Raw genomic sequence first — 17066 nt, 5'->3', positions numbered from 1 at the left:
ACCTGACCGGGCCACGTATAGGGTCAGGAGAGAAGGAGCCTCGGCACATACCTGCATGATACCCACTGGCCGCTTAGCGCGGCAACACGCAACCGAGCGGCAAAACCGCGAACCCCCACCTGGCAGCCGCGCCAGGCAGACACCATCCCCTGAATGTGACCCGATTTGACAAGGTGCGCCGCCTGTCCCTATACTTCCTTTCGCGCTTGAGAAGCGGCCCCGCCTGAAAAGGCATTCCGCAGCGCTCTAGTCCGTGAAAATAGCGGTGGAGCACACGGGGGGTTGGCCGAGTGGTTGAAGGCAGCAGTCTTGAAAACTGCAGTAGGGCAACCTACCGGGGGTTCGAATCCCTCACCCTCCGCCAGTGGCGAAAGGGGCACAAGCGCCGCACAATTTGGGGAGGTGGGTGAGTGGCTGAAACCGCACCCCTGCTAAGGGTGTATACCGCAAGGTATCGAGGGTTCGAATCCCTCCCTCTCCGCCACGTGCGTACCCATAGCTCAGCTGGATAGAGCGTCTGACTACGGATCAGAAGGTCGGGAGTTCGAATCTTCCTGGGTACACCACCAAATACCTCACCCTCTGGGTGGGGTTTTTTGCTGTACGCTCAGACTCGCCTCTGCACGGCGGCTTTCCCCCCCTTGCATTCCCCAAGGTTGCCCGGTATACTCCCTTCCTGCCTGAGCACATGGCTGCCGGCGACAACAGCAAATGTACCCATAGCTCAGCTGGATAGAGCGTCTGACTACGGATCAGAAGGTCGGGAGTTCGAATCTTCCTGGGTACACCACCAAACACCTCACCCTCTGGGTGGGGTTTTTCTTTGTCTAGCGCTGGAACCGATGTGTTATAGGAGCTGAATCCTGGAACATTCCTCTGGCTACTTGCAGGATTGGGCGCCCAGCCACATGTCCCACCAGGCTTCAGACGGCGGCACTGAGCAAGTCACCTGTATACACTCAGCTGCCGTAGTGCATGCAGCGAACATCAAACCGAATGACACAGCCCCGGCCCGCTTCGTGCATAGCACCGGCCGCTCTGCCCTGGCCGCTCGTGAAGTTACTCACGAAGTAGCAATGTACCCATGCTGACATTGGGGGCAAATGACCCGTATCATTGAGGCATGACAAACATTTCACAAGCGGTCGGAGCGGCTTCCGCTCCCCCGTCTTTAAGCGTGGATGATGCTATTGACCGCATTGGCATCGGCGCTTTTCAGTGGCGGCTGCTGGCCATTTGCGGGCTCACCTGGGCCGCTGACGCGATGGAAGTGCTGCTGATGGGCTTCGCCATGCCCGGCATCAGCGCCGAGTTCGGCTTGCAAAAGGGGTCGCCGGAAATGACCTGGCTACTGACGGCCACCTTCGCTGGAATGTTTGTGGGAGCCGCCTTCTGGGGCTATATGGCAGACCGCATCGGGCGGCGCGGCGTATTCCTGACGACCGTGGCCCTGGGGGTGGTGTTCGGAGTGGCTGGGGCCTTTGCGCCTACCGTGGCCCTGCTGATGCTGGCCCGCTTCCTGACCGGGTTTGCCATCGGCGGCACCCTTCCGGTGGACTACGCCATGATGGCCGAATTCGTGCCGACCAGCTGGCGCGGGCGTTTTCTGGTGTATCTGGAAAGCTTCTGGGCGGTGGGGACCATCCTGGTGGCAGGGCTGGCGTGGTTTCTGAGCACACAGCTGCCCCCCGAGGACGCCTGGCGCTGGCTGCTGGGCCTGGCCGCCGTTCCGGGCCTGATCGGTCTGCTGGCCCGCTTCGGCATTCCCGATTCGCCCCGGCACCTGCTGCTGCGCGGCCAAGGCAGGCAGGCCCGCGCCGCCGTGGAACAGGTGGCCCACGCCAACGGGGAGCCCCAGGCGTTAGGGGAGCAGGAACTGGCGCAGCCTGCCGCCGACGTCCGCGTCTCCCCCGCCGACCTGCTGCGCGGCTCACTGGGCCGGCGCACGGTGCTGCTGGGGCTCGTCTGGTTCGGTCTTTCGCTGGGGTATTACGGCATCTTCAGCTGGCTTCCCAGTTTCCTGAAAGCCGGGGGCATGGACCTGGGCGCGGTGTACCGAACCACCCTGCTGCTGGCACTGGCGCAGCTGCCCGGCTACGCGCTGGCCGCCTATCTGGTGGACCGCATCGGCCGGCGGGCCACCGTGAGCGGCTTTCTGGCGCTGGGCGCGGTGGGCGCGTACCTGTTCCTGTCGGCGGGTAGCCCCCAGAGCGTGCTGGCCACCTCGGCCCTGCTGTCGTTCGCTCTGCTGGGGGCCTGGGGCGCAGTGTACGCCTACACACCGGAGCTGTTCCCCACCCGCCTGCGCTCGACCGGCATGGGTCTGATGAGCAGCATGGCTCGCGCCGCCAGCCTGATTTCGCCCAGTGTGGGCGCCCTGCTGCTGACCGGTAACCTCAGCGTTGCCCTGACGGTCTTTGCCCTGTGCTTTGCCATCGCTGCAGCCAGCGCCTGGGCCATCGGCATAGAGACGCGGGGACAGCAGCTGGACGATGTGGTGGCCTGAGTATGTCTGCACTGGGTGTGGCCGGCCTGAAGATGGTCACGCGCCCCAGCGCTCCTCACCCCGGCACTGCGCTACGGTAAAGCTCTTGCCAGAGGAAATGTGGCTGGTGCCCCTCTCCCCCCTTTGTTCTGGCCCCTGGAGGCTCGTATGAATCCCGTAACCCCTACCCAGCAGCGCGACCTGGTCTGCTCCACACCGCTTTTCACCGACCTTTATCAGTTGACGATGATGCAGGGGTATTTCCTGCAAGGCATGCACACCCAGGAGGCCACCTTCGACCTGTATTACCGCAGGCAGCCTTACAGTGGCGGCTTCGCGGTGTGGGCCGGGCTGGAACCGGCGCTGGACTACCTTGGGCACCTCAGCTTCAGCCGGGCAGACCTGGACTACCTGGCGTCGCTGCAGCTGTTCCGGCCCGAATTTCTGGAGGCGCTGGGCGGCTGGCGCTTCAGCGGCACCGTGACCGCCTTCCGCGAGGGCCGCATCGTCTTTCCACATGTGCCGCTGCTGAGCGTGACCGCGCCGCTGTGGGAAGCGCAGCTGGTGGAAACGGCGCTGCTGAACACCCTCAATTTCCAGACGCTGGTGGCCACCAAGGCGGCCCGCTGCGTGATCGCTGCAGCCAGCAGCCCGCACGGCGGCGAGGTGGTGGAGTTCGGCGCCCGCCGCGCCCAGGGACCGAACGGTGCGCTGAGTGCGGCCCGGGCCGCTTTCGTAGGTGGAGCCACCGCCACCTCCAACGTGGAAGCCGGCCTGCGCTACGGACTGCCGCTGTCGGGCACGCACGCCCACGCCTGGGTGCAGAGCTTCGGCAGCGAGCTGGAAGCGTTCCGCGCCTACGCCGATGCCTACCCGGACAGCACCGTGCTGCTGCTGGATACGGTAGACACCCTGAAAAGCGGCCTGGTCAACGCCCTTACAGTGGCCCGCGAGCTGCGCGAGAAGGGCCACGAGCTGCGCGGCGTGCGCCTGGACAGCGGTGACCTGGTGTACCTCAGCCGGCGGGTGCGGGCCGGGCTGGACGCGGCCGGCTTCCCGGACGTGAAAATCATCGCCTCCAACGACCTGGATGAGCAGGTGATCGCCTCGGTCATTGCCGAAGGCGGACGCATCGACGTGTACGGCGTCGGCACGCAGCTGGCCACGGCGGGCGGCGAGGGCGGCGGCGCACTGGGCGGCGTATACAAGTTGGCCGCCCTGAACGGCGAACCCAAAATGAAGCTGACCGGCGACCCGGTCAAGAGCAACGTGCCGGGCGTGAAACGGGTCTGGCGCGGCCGCGACCGCGAAGGCACCGTGACTTTCGACGTGATGACCCTGGGAGAGATGCCCAAAGAAGGCGACCTGGTCAGCGACCCGACCAACCCCCTCAAGCACACGCACCTGCCCGCCCTGGAATGGGAAGACGCCCGCGAAGTGGTGATGCGTGATGGTCAGCGTGTGCATCCGGCCGACGACCTGCCCACCATACAGGCCCGCGCCCGCGCCGAAGCACTCCAGCTGCAAGAAGGCACCCTGCGCCTACTGAACCCGCACCAGTACAAGGTCAGCATCGGTCAGGACGTGGCTGACCTGCGTGACCGGACCGTACGTGACATCCGCGCCGATCAGGTGGGCAGCTGAGCCAAGTAGACAGTTGAGCCAGGTGGGCAGCTGCACGGAGAGGAAAGCCGGTGAAGAGATGGAGGGACAGGAGCGGCGAACTCCTTCCCCATCATCTCCCTCTCCTTACCCCTCCAGGCCGTGCAGCGGCACATGCCCCGGAAAGCCGATCAGCCAGTCGAGCAGGTCGCCTACCATCGCGGAGGCCGTGACCATACCGCCGGCGCCGCCGCCCGCGAAAAACAGCGGGCCGCACTCCTCGCCCTCGTACACCATCGCGTTGCGGCTGGCTCCGGCGGTACACAGCGCGTGGTCAGCAGGCAGGGCCTGCGGGGAGACGCTGGCATGCCAGCCTCCATCCTCACGGCGCAGTTCGGCCACCAGCTTGTAACGTTCGCCGCGCTGGGCCGCCGCACGCACCAGCTCGGGCGTCAGCGCTTCGATGCCCTGCACGGCAATCTGGTCGTAAGCGAAATCCCCACCCACACAGAAGCGGGCCAGCACCGCCAGCTTATGGGCACTGTCGAAGCCGCCTACGTCCAGGGTGGGCGGGTCCTCGGCGTAGCCCAGAGCCTGAGCTTCAGCCAGTGCCGCCGCGTAGGTGTGGCCCTCCTCCATACAGGTGAGGATAAAGTTGCAGGTGCCGTTCACCACCGCCTGTAGGCGCTGAAACGTGCTGGCCCGCAGCACGGTGCTCATGGGACCGATGACCGGGGTGCCGGCCATCACGCTGGCCTCGTAGTACAGCTGCCCGGCCAGGGCGTAGGGACGCAGTTCGTCCCAGCATTCGGCCAGCAAAGCCTTGTTGGCGGTGATGACCGGGCGGCCCGAGCGCAGGTAGGGGCGCAGCAGCTCCAGCGGCCGCGATGTGCCGCCCATCACCTCGACCACCACCGAGCACTCGTTCAGGAAGTCGGGCGATTCGGTCAGGGGGGTGCCGGCCGGCACGTCGCGGGGGCGGGCAGCGTCGCGGACCAGCACACCGGTCACGCGGATACGCACGCCCATATCATCGAAGACCTGACGGCGCCGCTCCAGCAGCTGCAAAAAAGCGGTACCGACGCTGCCACAGCCCAGCAGCCCCAGGGTGATTTCGCGGACCGGGACCTGATGCTGGGCGTGCAGAGGCTGATTGGGGGTCGGACTTGGCATGGGCTCCAGCTTAGAGCACCAGCGCCTGCGCCTCGCCGCCCAGGCGGTCCCAGAGGGTGAACGCGGCGCGGCTGCCGAGACGGATATGGCCCTCGTCGTCCCAGCCGGCAGCGACGGCCGGGCCCCGTGTATGGGCCCACAGCACCTGCTCGGGCGTGAGCGCCTCGGCGGGGGCGACCGGCAGGCCATCCGCACCCGTGCGCAGGACGCTGGCAGCAAAGTTGTCCTGAGCGCTGGGTGGCGTGACCGGGGCGTCGCTGCCGAACGCCAGGACCGCTCCGTGCTGCAGCAGGCTGCGGCTGGCGAAGCTGAGGCTCGCGGCGTGTGGCAGCAGCTCCCGGATAAGGGCGGCGTCGGCCGGGAGGTGCGAGGGTTGCAGGCTGGCCACCAGGCCCCGGAAGCGCGGCAGGTCCTCGGGGCGCAGGTGCTGGGCATGCTCGATACGCAGCCGGATACCACGTGCGGCCGCCTCGGGGCGCAGCTGGTCGTACACGTCCAGCACCTCGGTATTGGCCCGGTCCCCGATGGCGTGCGTGACAGGGCTCAGGCCCAGGGCCAGGGCGCGGCGGCCGCGTTCCAGAATCAGCTGCGGCGGGTCCAGGGCAATGCCGGTGCCCGACCCATCGGCAAAGCCCGGGGCATGCAGCCATGCCGTGCGGCTGCCCAGCGCTCCATCTGCAAAAAACTTGACCCCGCCCCACTGGAAGAGGCCACCGCCCCCGCTTCCGCCCAGGCCCAGGCGCTCAGCGGCGTCCAGCTCGCCGTGCGGCAAGCAGGCCCACACGCGCAGGCCCAGCTCGCCGCGGCGGTCCAGTTCTTGCAGGGCCAGCGCAGCCTGCGGCGACTCGAACGCCATGGTGTGCGTGCTGACGAACCCACGGGCACGCAGGTCGTCCACTGAAGCCCGCGCCGCCGCGAGGTAGGCCTGTGGGCCGGGCTCGGGAATCACGCGGCTGACCAGCTCGCAGGCATGTTCCAGCAGGCAGCCCAGGCCCGCCGCCAGGGGCGGACGCACAATCTGGCCGCCCTCGGGGTCGGGGGTGCCCGCATGGACGCCGGCCAGGGCCAGGGCGCGGCTGTTCACCCACAGCATGTGCAGGTCGCGTGAGTACAGCGCCACCGGGTGCTCGGGGCTGACCGCGTCCAGGTCGGCGGCACTGGGATAGTCGCTCAGACCCAGCTCGGACATCAGAAAGCCGCCGCCCCGAATCCACTCGCCGGCCGGAGTGCGGGCTGCGCGCTCGGCCAGCCGCCGCTGCACCTCGGCCACGGACCGCGCTCCGTGCAGCCCCAGCTGCGAGAGCGTGAACCCGTAGGTGACCAGATGGGTGTGGGCGTCGCACAGGCCCGGCGTGAGCACAAGGTCGCGGTGGTCCAGTACCTCGGCTCCCGGTGCGCGGGCGCTCAGGTCGGCGCGGCTTCCCACGGCCAGCACCCGCCCGGCACCCACCAGCACGGCCTCGGCCTGGGGAAGTTCGGGAGTCTGGGGAAGCACCTGGGCCAAAATCAGCTGCAGCGGAATCATGCTCCACCCTAACGCAGGCGGCAGCGGGGCAGGGCATCCGTCACAAGGCAGACGAGGGCATCCTAGGATATGAGACGCCCCTGAGAATGGGCTGCTACACTGCGAATTATGCCCAAAATCCTGGTCGTGGATGACGACGCCGCCATTCTGAAGCTGATTTCCGTGATTCTGACCCGCTCAGGCCACGACGTGCGGACGGCCAGCCACCCGGTCGAAGCACTGGACCTGATGAAAGTGTTTGTACCGGACCTGGTCATCAGCGATGTGGTGATGCCGTACATGACCGGCCTGGACTTTCTGGAGAAAATGCGCGAGGACGAGAAGTTGGCGCGGGTTCCCTTCATGCTGCTGTCCAGCCACGCCGAGCGGGCGGATGTGCGCCGGGGCATGAACCTGGGAGCCGACGATTACCTGCCCAAGCCCTTTACCCCCGCCGACCTGAATGGCGCCGTGGAAGCGCGTCTACGCCGCGCCGGGATGACGCTGCAGGGCGAGAGCGGCCTCAAGGCCACTGCGCTGGGCAGCGCCCAGGTCACGCAGGACGGCGAAGTGGTGTCGTGGGTGTCGCGCAAGGCGCTGGAGCTGTTTTTCTTCCTGCTGGAAAATGGCGAAGTCACCTCCTGGGAAGCCGCCGAAGCGCTGTGGCCCGAAAAGGACGAGTCGCGGGCCAGCAGCCTGTTTCACACCACGCTGCACCGCCTGCGCAAGTCGCTGGGCAGCGACGCCGTGACCAGCACCAACCGCCGCTACAGCCTGTCCGACGACATCCGCCCCGAATACGATGTGCAGCGCTTCGAGCTGCTGGCGGCTCAGGCGGAGCAGGGCAAGCTGGGCCTGGAAGAACTGCGCGAGGTGGTCGGCCTGTACGGCGAGTACCTGCCCGGCAGCGACGGCCCCTGGATTGACGATGTGCGGGCACGGCTCGAAGGCCTGCAGCTGAGCGTGCTGGACAGCGCCGCCACTGCCGCAGGCGAAGCCGGCAACCACAAGGAAATGGCCAGTTACCTGCAGCGCGCCCTGAGCATCGATCCTATGGGCGACAAGCACTGGGACCTGCTGGCCGGAGCCATGCAGGCCCTGAGCGACGAGTCCCGCGCCCGCCAGGCCCGCGAACACGAGATGTGGTGGGACAGCGACCTCGGCTGAAGCTGGGGCAAGTCCTGCGGCTCCCCGCTGTTCCGGTGTGCCGTGTAGGTGTGCTGCTCAGGTACACCGTGTCAGCTTCGCCAGCGCTGCCAGAGGATTCGGCACAAAGATAAAGGAGTCCAGGCCCCTCTCCGGGAAGTGAGCCTGGACTGTGGCGGGCGGAGACACCGCTCCCGGACCCGCCGTGACGACCGCGAGTGCAGCGCAGGGAGCAAGAAAGCCCCGCAAAGCTCCTCAGCAGGGAACTGTTCTAGACTCGCCGCATGCCTATCGCACCGCTGGAATGGATCATGATTGCCGTACTGCTCGGTTTGCCGCTGCTGGGGGTCACGGCCCTGGTGATGTTGATGCGGCGCGCCCGTCAGAGCGACGACCCCAGCGAACAGGCCCGAATTCGCGAACTTGAAGAACGCATCCGGGACCTGGAACGCCAGCAAAAGCGCCCCTAGCCGGCGTCCGGCCCCGCCGAAGCGCCAGGACCTTGTGCCTCCGGCCCGCCGATCTCGGGCAGCCACACTTCTGCCTCGGCGGCAGGCACCGGGCGGCCCAGCAAGAAGCCCTGCACCTTGTCGCAGCCCAGGTCGGACAGCAGCTGCAGCTGTTCCTCCGTTTCTACGCCCTCGGCCGTCACATGCAGCCCCAGACCACGGGCAATGGCCGTGACTCCCTCCATAACCACCCGCGCCTCCTGAAACGAAATGGCCTGCGTCTCGCCGGCAAAGTCCTGAATAAATGAACGGTCTATCTTCAGCTGTTCGAACGGCAGCTGGCGCAGCAGGCTCAAACTGGAATAGCCGGTGCCGAAGTCGTCGATGGCAATGCGGATGCCGTGGGCCCGCAGCGCCATGATGTGGCGGTTGGCCAGGTCCTTGTCGTGCAGTACCAGGCTTTCGGTCAGCTCCAGCACCAGCTGGCTGCCAGGCAGACCGACACCGTGCAGCGCCTGCACGACCCGCTCCACAAAGTCGGGTTGCTCGAACTGCCGCACCGACACGTTTACCGCCATGCTGAGACAGCGCCCGGCGAACTTCCAGGCGGCAGCCTGCCGGCAGGCCTCGCGCAGCACCCAGTAGCCCAGCTCCACAATAACTCCGGTTTCCTCGGCTATCGGGATGAAGGAGGCCGGCGACACAGGTCCCAGCCGCGGATTGTTCCAGCGCACCAGCGCCTCGTAGCCGGTGAGTTGCCGCGACGGCAGCTGAAACTGTGGCTGATAATGCAGGCTCAGGCCACTGCCCTCGACCGCCTCACGCAACTCGCGCTCCAAGCGGCGGCGCTCCGCCTCAGCGGTGCTCAGGGCCGGCGTGTACCGCAGCACCCGGTTGCCTGGCCCCCGCTTGACCTGCGTCATGGCGAGGTTGGCGTTTTGCATCAGCTGCCCGGCCTGCTCACCGTCCCAGGGAGCCAGCAACGTGACCAGCGAGGCCCCCTGCTCTATCTGGTACGGCCCCACCACGTAAGGAGCCCGCAGCACCTGCAGCAGCTGGCTGGCCCGCGCCTCCAGGTCGGCGGCGCCCGAAAGGTGCCGGGCCAGCACCACGAACTCGTCCCCGCTGACCCGGCCGACCAAATCATGGTCGCTGGCCGACATCAGCAGCCGCTGCGCTGCGACCATCAGCACCTGATCACCGCTGAAATGCCCGTAACGGTCGTTGACCATGCGGAAGTCGTCCAGATTAATCAGAATCAGCCCCAGCTGCTCGTCATCGCGGCGACTTGTCAGCAGCTGGGCCAGCCGCTCATGTAGCCAGGAGCGGTTCATCAGGCCGGTCAGCAGGTCGTGGGTGGCGCGGTAACGCCACTCGGCCTCGGTCTGGCGGAGCGCCAGATTGGCTTCGGCCAGCTCCATGCTGCGCTGCTGCTCCTTTTCGGCACGGTGCTGCACTTCCTCCAGCCGCACCTGCAAAGACAGCGCCTCGGTCCGCAGCTGCATGTCGCGCGAGTGCAGCTCCAGTTCCAAAGCGCGCTGTTCGCGCAGCCGCTTCAGGGCCTGCTCCAAGTTGCCCTGCTGCTCGGCCACCTGCGAAAGCGTGGCCAGTGCCCGGATACGCTCATGAAACGAGAAGGCCGGTTCCCCGGCGCAGTTGTGCAGGGCCTCCTGCAGGGTAACGCCAGCCTCGTCGGTATCTCCCTGCGCGAGCTGAAGTTGTCCCAGCGAAAGCAGCAGCTCGGTCAGGGCGTCCCGGTGGTTCAGCTGACGGGCCAGCTCCACACCCGGACGCAGGACCTCGCCCGCCTGGGCCAGCTCGCCCTGTTTCAGCAGCAACTGACCTACCAGCATGCGGGCTTGGCACTCAAATTTCTTCAGCTCGCATTTCAGCGACAGCTCCAGTGCCTCACGGGCGTAGGCGAGGGCACGCTGCGGGTCCTGGTACACCTCGCGCTCGCGGGCCAGCCAGATAAGGGTGTTGGCGGTGAACGCCAGATGACCCAGCCGCCGCACCTGGAGGAGCAGTTCGCTGTGGATGGCGTAAGCCTGCTCGGCGTTGCCCAGGTACATGTGCAGCGCGGCGATGTTGCCCAGGACCCGGCAGCGGGCTATCTCATCGTGCAGCTCCTGTGCCAGGCGCAGGCTCCCCAGGTAGTGGTCCATCGCCTGCGCCGTTTGCCCGGCACTGCGGGCCACCAGGCCCAGAGTGTTCAGGCAGCGGCTCGCTACGCTCACCAGATGATGTTTGCGGGCCAGGGCCAGCGCCTGTGCCGTGTAGCGTCCCGCAGCAGGGTAATCGCCCTGCGAAAAGGCACAGGCGCCAAGGACACACTGCACGGCAGCTTCCTGCCGGTCATCTCCCCTGGCCTGAGTCTCCTGGAGCAGGGTTTCCAGCTGAAGGCGTACCGGACCAGGCGCGGAGTACATGGCACCGTCCAGCTTGTCCAGGACAACTTGAAAGGAATCAGGAGAGGAGACCGGAAGCACAGAAAATATATTAATGGTTTCATAGCGTGCCTGGAGGTTGCCCGCCTGCCTGCTGTCCCAAATGTCCCCGGCACACCCTGGGCGCAGCCGGATTCCAGACAGTGAGAGCGCGGCGCGGCTGTCCCAGAGCGTGATGAACACACACCCCGGCCCGCTATACTCGCGGCTATGACCGCGTCAGAGTCCTCTTCCGCCTCCCCTGTCCAACGCCTCACCACCGCGGACATTCGCCGCAAGTTCTTGGAGTTCTTCCACAGCAAAGAGCACCTGATTCTGCCCGGCCACCCGGTGGTGGCCCCTGACCCCACCACCATGTTCACGGTGGCCGGGATGCAGCAGTTCAAACCGCAGTTCATGGGCGCACCGGCCGTCTTCAGCGAAGGCGCGAGCAAGCGCGTGACCACCGCGCAGAAATGCGTGCGAATGGACGACATCGAGAACGTGGGCCGCACCCGGCGCCACCTCAGCCTGTTCGAGATGATGGGCAATTTCAGCTTTGGGGACTACTTCAAGCGCGACGCCATCGCCTGGGCCTGGGAATTTCTGACCAGCCCCGAGTGGATGGGCTTCGACCCCGAGCGGATGTACGTGACCATCTACGTGGACGATGACGAAGCCTTCCGCTACTGGACCGAGGACCACGGCCTGCCCAAAGACCACATCCACCGCTTCGGCGCCGACGAGAACTTCTGGCCGGCCGACGCTCCGCTCAAAGGCCCCAACGGCCCCTGCGGCCCGTGCAGCGAAATCTACTACGACCGTGGCCCCAAATACGGCGACGACAGCTGGGCCGACTACGCCAAGACCCGCGAAAGTGCTCGCTTTCTGGAAGTGTGGAACCTGGTGTTTCCCGAATTCGACCGCCAGGGCCTGGATGAAAGCGGCCAGCCGATTCTTGCCCCGCTGCCGTTCAAGAACATTGATACCGGCATGGGCCTGGAACGCGTGGCCAGCGTGGTGCAGGACGTACCCGACTTTTACACCAACGACGTATTCGCTCCCCTGATTGACAAGATCGTCGAGCTGAGCGGCCGCCCCTACGAGGGCGAAAGCAGCGTGTCGCACCGCGTGATTGCCGAGCACGCCCGCTCGGTGAGCATGGTGATTGCCGACGGTGTGGCCCTGAGCAACACCGGACGCGGCTACGTGGTCCGCAAAGTGCTGCGCCGCGCTTCCCGTCACGCCTACCTGCTGGGCCTGAACGAACCCAGCATCTACCGCCTGGTGCCGCTGGTGGTCGAGAAAATGAAGGACGGCTACCCGGAACTGGTGGCCGAGCAGGAACGGGTGCAGGCCGCCATCCGGGCCGAGGAAGAACGCTTCTTGCGGACCCTGGAAGGCGGCATTCAGCGGCTGAATGGCCTGCTGGAAGAACTGGGCAGCGAGAAGGTGCTCAGCGGTGAGGACGCCTTTACCCTGTACGACACGTACGGTTTCCCGCTGGACCTGACCCAGGAAATCGCGGCCGAGCATGGCGTAGACGTGGACGTGACCGGCTACGAACTGGCACTGGAACGCGCCCAGGAAACCGCCCGTGCCGGCAGCAAATTCGGCAAGTCCGAGCTGTTCGACGCCGGGGCCGAGGCTGTCCAGAACCTGCCCCAGACCGAGTTCGTGGGCTATGACCAGCTGGACGCCGAGGGCGAAGTGCTGGCTGTCCTGGACAGTGAAGTGGAGGGCCACAAAACGGTGGTCCTGAGCCGCACTCCTTTCTATGCCGAGGGCGGCGGCGAGGTGGGCGACACCGGCCGGCTGGAGTGGGCCGGCGGCGAGGGCCGGGTACTGGACACCCGCAAAATCGGCGGCGTGTTCCTGCACGAGGTGGAAGTGCTGCGCGGCGAGCTGAGCCAGGGCGCTGGCGTGCGCGGCGTGGTCGGCGCAGAGCGGGCAGCCATTCAGCGCCACCACACCGCCACCCACCTGCTGCACGCGGCGCTGCGGGCCGTGCTGGGCAGCGGCGTGCGGCAGGCCGGGTCGCTGGTGGCCCCTGACCGGCTGCGCTTCGACTTTACCCACACGGCGGCCCTCAGCGCCGAGGAACTGGCCGCCGTGGAAACCCTGGTCAGCCGTTGGGTCAGCGCCAATTTCCCGGTCATCTGGCAGGAGATGCCGATTGAGGAAGCCAAAGCCGCCGGGGCCACGGCCCTGTTCGGCGAAAAATACGGCGATACCGTGCGCGTGGTGCGTGTGGAAGGCGACGTGGACTACGGCGGCGCAGCCGTGTCCAGCATGGAGCTGTGCGGCGGGGCACACGTGCGCCGGACCGGCGACATCGGCGCGTTCGTACTGCTTAGCGATGAGAACGTGGCTGCGGGCGTGCGCCGCATCGAGGCACTGGCCGGTGAAGCGGCCACCGCCTGGGTGCGCGAGCGCCTCGGCCGCCTGAACCGCACCGCCAGCCTGCTGAACACCAGCGCCGAGGGGCTGGAAGACCGCATCGCCGGGCTGCAACACCAGCTGAAGGCCAGCGAAAAGGAAATGGCCCAGGTGCGTGCCCAGCTGGCAGAAGCCCAGATGGGCGGCGGCAACAGCGCCGACACCCGCGAGCTGGGCGGCTTCAAGGTCGCCAGCCTGAAGCTGAGCGGGGTTGAGGGCAACGAACTGCGCGGCGCGGCCGACCGACTCTTGGAGCAGAGTGGCGCTGACCTGGTGGTCATCGCTTCCGACAAGGGGCTGGTCGTCAAAGCCACCAAGGACGCTGTGGCCAAGGGTGCCCACGCCGGCCAACTGGTCGGCAAACTCGCGGCGGCCGGCGGAGGCAGGGGCGGCGGCCGGCCCGACATGGCGCAGGCCGGAATTACCGACGCGGCGGGAGCACTGGGAGCACTGGACACTGCGCTGAGCTGATACCGGCAGGCGCAGAGGCTGGGGCACAGTGGTTGCCCCAGCCTCTTTTGATGTACCACCCAGAAGACCGTTCCTCCATTTATTTTCAGTCCCCTCCCGCTTGTCCGTCCTGTATGACAACCTCGCATGTGGCCTCCAAGAGGGCAGCGGGATGGGCCTTCCCCATCCCTATAAGCAACTTAGCTAGCCCCTTAACGTCCATTCATGATAGACGTCTTCCTCCCTATACCTGGTATTGCATAGGAGTCGAAGGCACGGTTTTCGGTGTGCTGGAACGCTTGCGGGCCAACATTAACGCCCCCAACCTTTATGCTTGTAATGTATTTGTCACATTCTTCCATTTGCACTTGCTGTACGAGCTGCATATTCTTAATGCACTATGAAAGACAAATCACAGTCACCCACACGCGCACATCGACTGGTCGCGGCTGGACGCTGGCTGTGTGGGCATTCCACCGAGCAGGCCTACCGCTTTGCTCAGCGGGCCGTTCAGGAGGCCGAGCAAGGAGGCGAGGCCGAGCGGGCAGCGCTTGCGCAGGCCCTTAATCTGCTGGGCAGCATCGAAATTGGCCTGGGGCAACCGGGAGCCGCCCGCGTCAGCTTCCGGCGTGCCCGTGAGGGAGCGCTGCGCGTAGGCGACACCGAGGTGCAGTTCAAGGTCGCCAACAACATGGCCCTTTTGCACCACACCGCCGGCGAGTGGCACAGCGCCACCCAGCAGCTTCTGCTTGCTCAGGAGCTGGCGCGGCAAGAGGGCATCCAGGTGCCGCCGACACTGCTCAGCATGTTGCAGACCAACTTGGCCGGGCTGCACAACCGCTGGGGAGACCCGGAGCGTGCGCTTCACCTGATTGACGCTTACCACCTGCAACAGGATCCGTCAGAGATTGTGCGGGCCTATGCTCAGCTGGGACAGGCCACGGCCCACCTACTGCTGGCCGAGCAGAGTGGGCAGCTGGAGCGGTTCGCGGAACAGGCCCAGCACCTGCAACAGGCTGAACAGGCATTGCAGGTGGTATACAGCCTGCCTCCCGAAGAACTCTCGTACTACAACGGGCGCTGTGAGCTGGAAGCCCGGCTGCTGGCCCAGCGCGGGGAGTACGGCCAGGCCATCGCCCACCTGACGCAGGGCCTGAGCGGACTGCAGGGGCGGTACATGGACGGTGAAATTGACCTGCAGCTGCACCTGGGCAAGTTGCAGCTGCAGCGCCCGGACCTGAAGCCCGAGCAGCGCGGGGCTGCGCAGCAGGCTGCCGAAGAACATCTCAAGACCGCCCTGAGCCTGATGGACCGCTGGGGCAAGCACTACCTGCGCCTGGAAGGGCTGGAGCTGCTGGCCGACCTGTACGAACGCCAGGGGCGCCTGCCGGAAGCACTGGAGATGATGCACCAAGTGGCTGCGCAGCTGCGCGGCCAAGTGACCCGGCCCTCCCCCGACACCGACCTGCTGCACTATCCCAGCGACCCGCAGACCGACGATGCTTCACAGGCCGAGTGGAAACGGCGCCTGCAGCTGGCTGAGGGGCTGGCCCGCCGCGATTCCCTGACCGGCATCACCAACCGGCGGGGAGCCGACGAAGCCTTGCCCGGTCTGCTGCACCAGCTGCGTGCCCCCACCCAGTCGCTGCACCTGATGCTGATTGACCTGGACCACTTCAAGCGCATCAACGACAACCACTCGCACGCGGTAGGGGACCGGGTCCTGCAGAGCCTGGCCAAGCTGCTGCCGGAGGTGGCTGGGCTGGACGCCCTGAGCGCCCGCTACGGCGGCGAGGAATTTCTGGTGGCCCTGAGCGGCGCCCGCAACGAGGAAGCGCGCCGGGTGGCCGAACAGATTCGGCTGCGGACCATGCAGCTGGTATGGGACGTGCCGGGCCTGCGGGTCACAGTGAGCGTGGGCCTGACCCGCGCCGTGCTGCACGATACGGTCGGCTCGCTGATTGCCCGCGCCGACGAGGCGCTTTACCGCGCCAAGCACAGCGGCCGCAACCGGGTGGTGGAATTGGCGCCGCATGTCCACCCGGCCCCACGCCTTCCGCCTGCCAGCCCAGCCTGAAACGCGTCTGCTGCCCGGTTCGGCAGCGGCTCCAGCAGGACCGGCTGCGTAGCGGGCCCAGGAACTGCCCTGGCGCGCTAGCATCTCCCCCATGACCCTCACGCTCGCTGCCCTTCTCATCGGACTGCTGGCTGGAGTGCTAGGGGCCATTCTGGGCCTGGGCGGTGGGGTGGTGGTGGTCCCGGCACTGGGTCTGGCCGCAGACGCCCTGGGCCAGCCGCTGCCGATTGCCGCCACCATCGCAGTCAGCCAGGTGGGCGTACTGGCGGTCGGCCTCAGCGGAGCCGCCGGCTATCTGCAGCGGGGACTGGTCCGCGCACGCACCGGCTACCTTTATGCCCCGCTGACCATCGCCGGCGGGGTCATCGGCAGCTTGCTGGGACTGGTGCTTCCAGGGCAGGCCGTGGCCACCGTATTCGCGGGCCTGCTGCTGTATTCGGCCTACCGGCTGCTCCGGGGGGGACGCCGGGTCGAGGAGGGGGGACCCGAGAGCGCCTGGGCCGCGCCCAGCATGGGCTTTGCCGGGGTCATGAGCGGGCTGCTGGGGATCGGCGGGGGCACAGTGCAGGTGCCGGTGATGAACCTGCTGGGCGGGCTGCCGCTGCGCGAGGCCATCGCCACTTCCACCTTCATCATGGGCCTGACTGCTGTGGGCAACACCCTGATTTATCAGGCGGGAGGCCTGCTTGACCCGGACCTGGCCTGCGCCGTCGCCCTGGGCGTGCTGCTGGGCGCCCGCGCCGGTGCCGGTCTGCAGGAGCGGATTCCAGCGGCTCAGCTCAAAAGCCTTTTCGCCGGCCTGCTTCTGCTCACGGCCGCGCAGCTGCTGTGGAAGACCTGGGCGTAGCCGGGTTTGGACCTGAGACCTCAGCCTTGCCCCTGGAAGCTTCAGCTTGGTTCAAGCCGGCCGCTCACTTCGCAGGCGGCACTCCCCTATACTTGCGCGCGTGGAAAGAATTATGTTCCGGGCCAAAATTCACCGCGCCACCGTGACCCAGGCCGATCTGGATTACGTGGGCAGCGTGACCATCGACCAGGACCTGCTGGACGCTGCCGACATCCTGCCGAATGAAAAGGTGGATATCTGGGACATCACCAACGGCAACCGTCTGCACACGTACGCCCTGAGCGGCCCACGTGGCAGCGGCGTGATTGGCATCAACGGTGCGGCCGCCCACCTCGTGCAGCCGGGCGACCTGGTCATTATCGCAGCGTTCGGCAATTTCAGCGAAGAAGAGGCCCGCACCCTCGAACCCCGCGTGGTGCTGGTCGACGAAAAGAATCGGCTGCTTGAGCAGCGCTGAGGCCGGGCTTT

General features: G+C 66.5%; 11 protein-coding genes and 4 tRNA genes. 12 read left to right on the top strand and 3 right to left on the bottom strand.

The features are described from left to right. The first annotated feature begins 276 nt into the window (after window positions 1–276). The 6 genes from DEIPR_RS03945 (at window position 277) to DEIPR_RS03920 (ending at window position 4129) form a co-directional block, all read left to right on the top strand. Window positions 277–364 (top strand) — tRNA-Ser (locus tag DEIPR_RS03945). A 32-nt stretch (window positions 365–396) separates the two neighbouring features. Next, window positions 397–484 (top strand) — tRNA-Ser (locus tag DEIPR_RS03940). A gap of 5 nt (window positions 485–489) precedes the next feature. Then, window positions 490–566: transfer RNA gene (locus tag DEIPR_RS03935), tRNA-Arg, on the top strand. A 147-nt stretch (window positions 567–713) separates the two neighbouring features. After that, window positions 714–790 (top strand) — tRNA-Arg (locus DEIPR_RS03930). A gap of 333 nt (window positions 791–1123) precedes the next feature. Continuing rightward, window positions 1124–2506 (top strand): MFS transporter, encoded by a 1383-nt coding sequence (locus DEIPR_RS03925; protein ID WP_013614534.1) that lies wholly within the window; start codon window positions 1124–1126, stop codon window positions 2504–2506. 147 nt (window positions 2507–2653) lie between these two features. Continuing rightward, complete coding sequence (locus DEIPR_RS03920; protein WP_013614533.1) at window positions 2654–4129, top strand: nicotinate phosphoribosyltransferase; 1476 nt, start codon at window positions 2654–2656, stop codon at window positions 4127–4129. Between the two features lie 105 nt (window positions 4130–4234). Here the strand turns inward: DEIPR_RS03920 and DEIPR_RS03915 are convergent, their stop codons facing one another. Together DEIPR_RS03915 and DEIPR_RS03910 are read right to left on the bottom strand one after the other, a co-directional pair. Then, a complete protein-coding gene (locus tag DEIPR_RS03915; RefSeq protein WP_013614532.1) occupies window positions 4235–5260 on the bottom strand; it encodes a homoserine dehydrogenase in 1026 nt (341 codons plus the stop codon). 10 nt (window positions 5261–5270) lie between these two features. Then, the gene (locus DEIPR_RS03910; protein ID WP_013614531.1) at window positions 5271–6785 is read right to left on the bottom strand and encodes an amidohydrolase; all 1515 of its coding nucleotides are present in this window, start codon (window positions 6783–6785) and stop codon (window positions 5271–5273) included. A gap of 108 nt (window positions 6786–6893) precedes the next feature. On the opposite strand from DEIPR_RS03910, the gene DEIPR_RS03905 reads away from it, so the two are divergent. Both DEIPR_RS03905 and DEIPR_RS03900 read left to right on the top strand, forming a co-directional pair. After that, entirely contained in the window at window positions 6894–7931 is a 1038-nt protein-coding gene (locus DEIPR_RS03905) for an AfsR/SARP family transcriptional regulator (RefSeq protein ID WP_013614530.1), read from the top strand. A gap of 263 nt (window positions 7932–8194) precedes the next feature. Beyond that, complete coding sequence (locus tag DEIPR_RS03900) at window positions 8195–8380, top strand: hypothetical protein (protein WP_013614529.1); 186 nt, start codon at window positions 8195–8197, stop codon at window positions 8378–8380. Here the strand turns inward: DEIPR_RS03900 and DEIPR_RS03895 are convergent. Continuing rightward, complete coding sequence (locus DEIPR_RS03895; protein WP_049775059.1) at window positions 8377–10788, bottom strand: putative bifunctional diguanylate cyclase/phosphodiesterase; 2412 nt, start codon at window positions 10786–10788, stop codon at window positions 8377–8379. The two genes, DEIPR_RS03900 and DEIPR_RS03895, sit on opposite strands and share 4 nt — an antisense overlap. Before the next feature lie 228 nt (window positions 10789–11016). Here DEIPR_RS03895 and alaS point away from each other — a divergent pair, with 228 nt between their 5' ends. The 4 genes from alaS (at window position 11017) to panD (ending at window position 17055) form a co-directional block, all read left to right on the top strand. Then, window positions 11017–13695: an alanine--tRNA ligase gene (gene alaS, locus DEIPR_RS03890; protein ID WP_013614527.1), complete on the top strand. Its 2679-nt coding sequence runs from the start codon at window positions 11017–11019 to the stop codon at window positions 13693–13695. A gap of 379 nt (window positions 13696–14074) precedes the next feature. Further along, window positions 14075–15751 carry a GGDEF domain-containing protein gene (locus DEIPR_RS03885; RefSeq protein ID WP_013614525.1) on the top strand — a complete coding sequence of 559 codons (1677 nt, stop codon included), beginning with the start codon at window positions 14075–14077 and terminating at the stop codon, window positions 15749–15751. A 91-nt stretch (window positions 15752–15842) separates the two neighbouring features. Continuing rightward, window positions 15843–16598 carry a sulfite exporter TauE/SafE family protein gene (locus DEIPR_RS03880; protein ID WP_013614524.1) on the top strand — a complete coding sequence of 252 codons (756 nt, stop codon included), beginning with the start codon at window positions 15843–15845 and terminating at the stop codon, window positions 16596–16598. 100 nt (window positions 16599–16698) lie between these two features. Beyond that, on the top strand, window positions 16699–17055 hold the full coding sequence (gene panD / locus DEIPR_RS03875; protein WP_148231770.1) for an aspartate 1-decarboxylase: 357 nt from the start codon (window positions 16699–16701) through the stop codon (window positions 17053–17055). Window positions 17056–17066 lie beyond the last annotated feature (11 nt).

It is taken from the genome of Deinococcus proteolyticus MRP (assembly GCF_000190555.1).
GTDB classification, from domain to species: domain Bacteria; phylum Deinococcota; class Deinococci; order Deinococcales; family Deinococcaceae; genus Deinococcus; species Deinococcus proteolyticus.
This window is presented reverse-complemented; position numbering and strand designations above follow the sequence as displayed.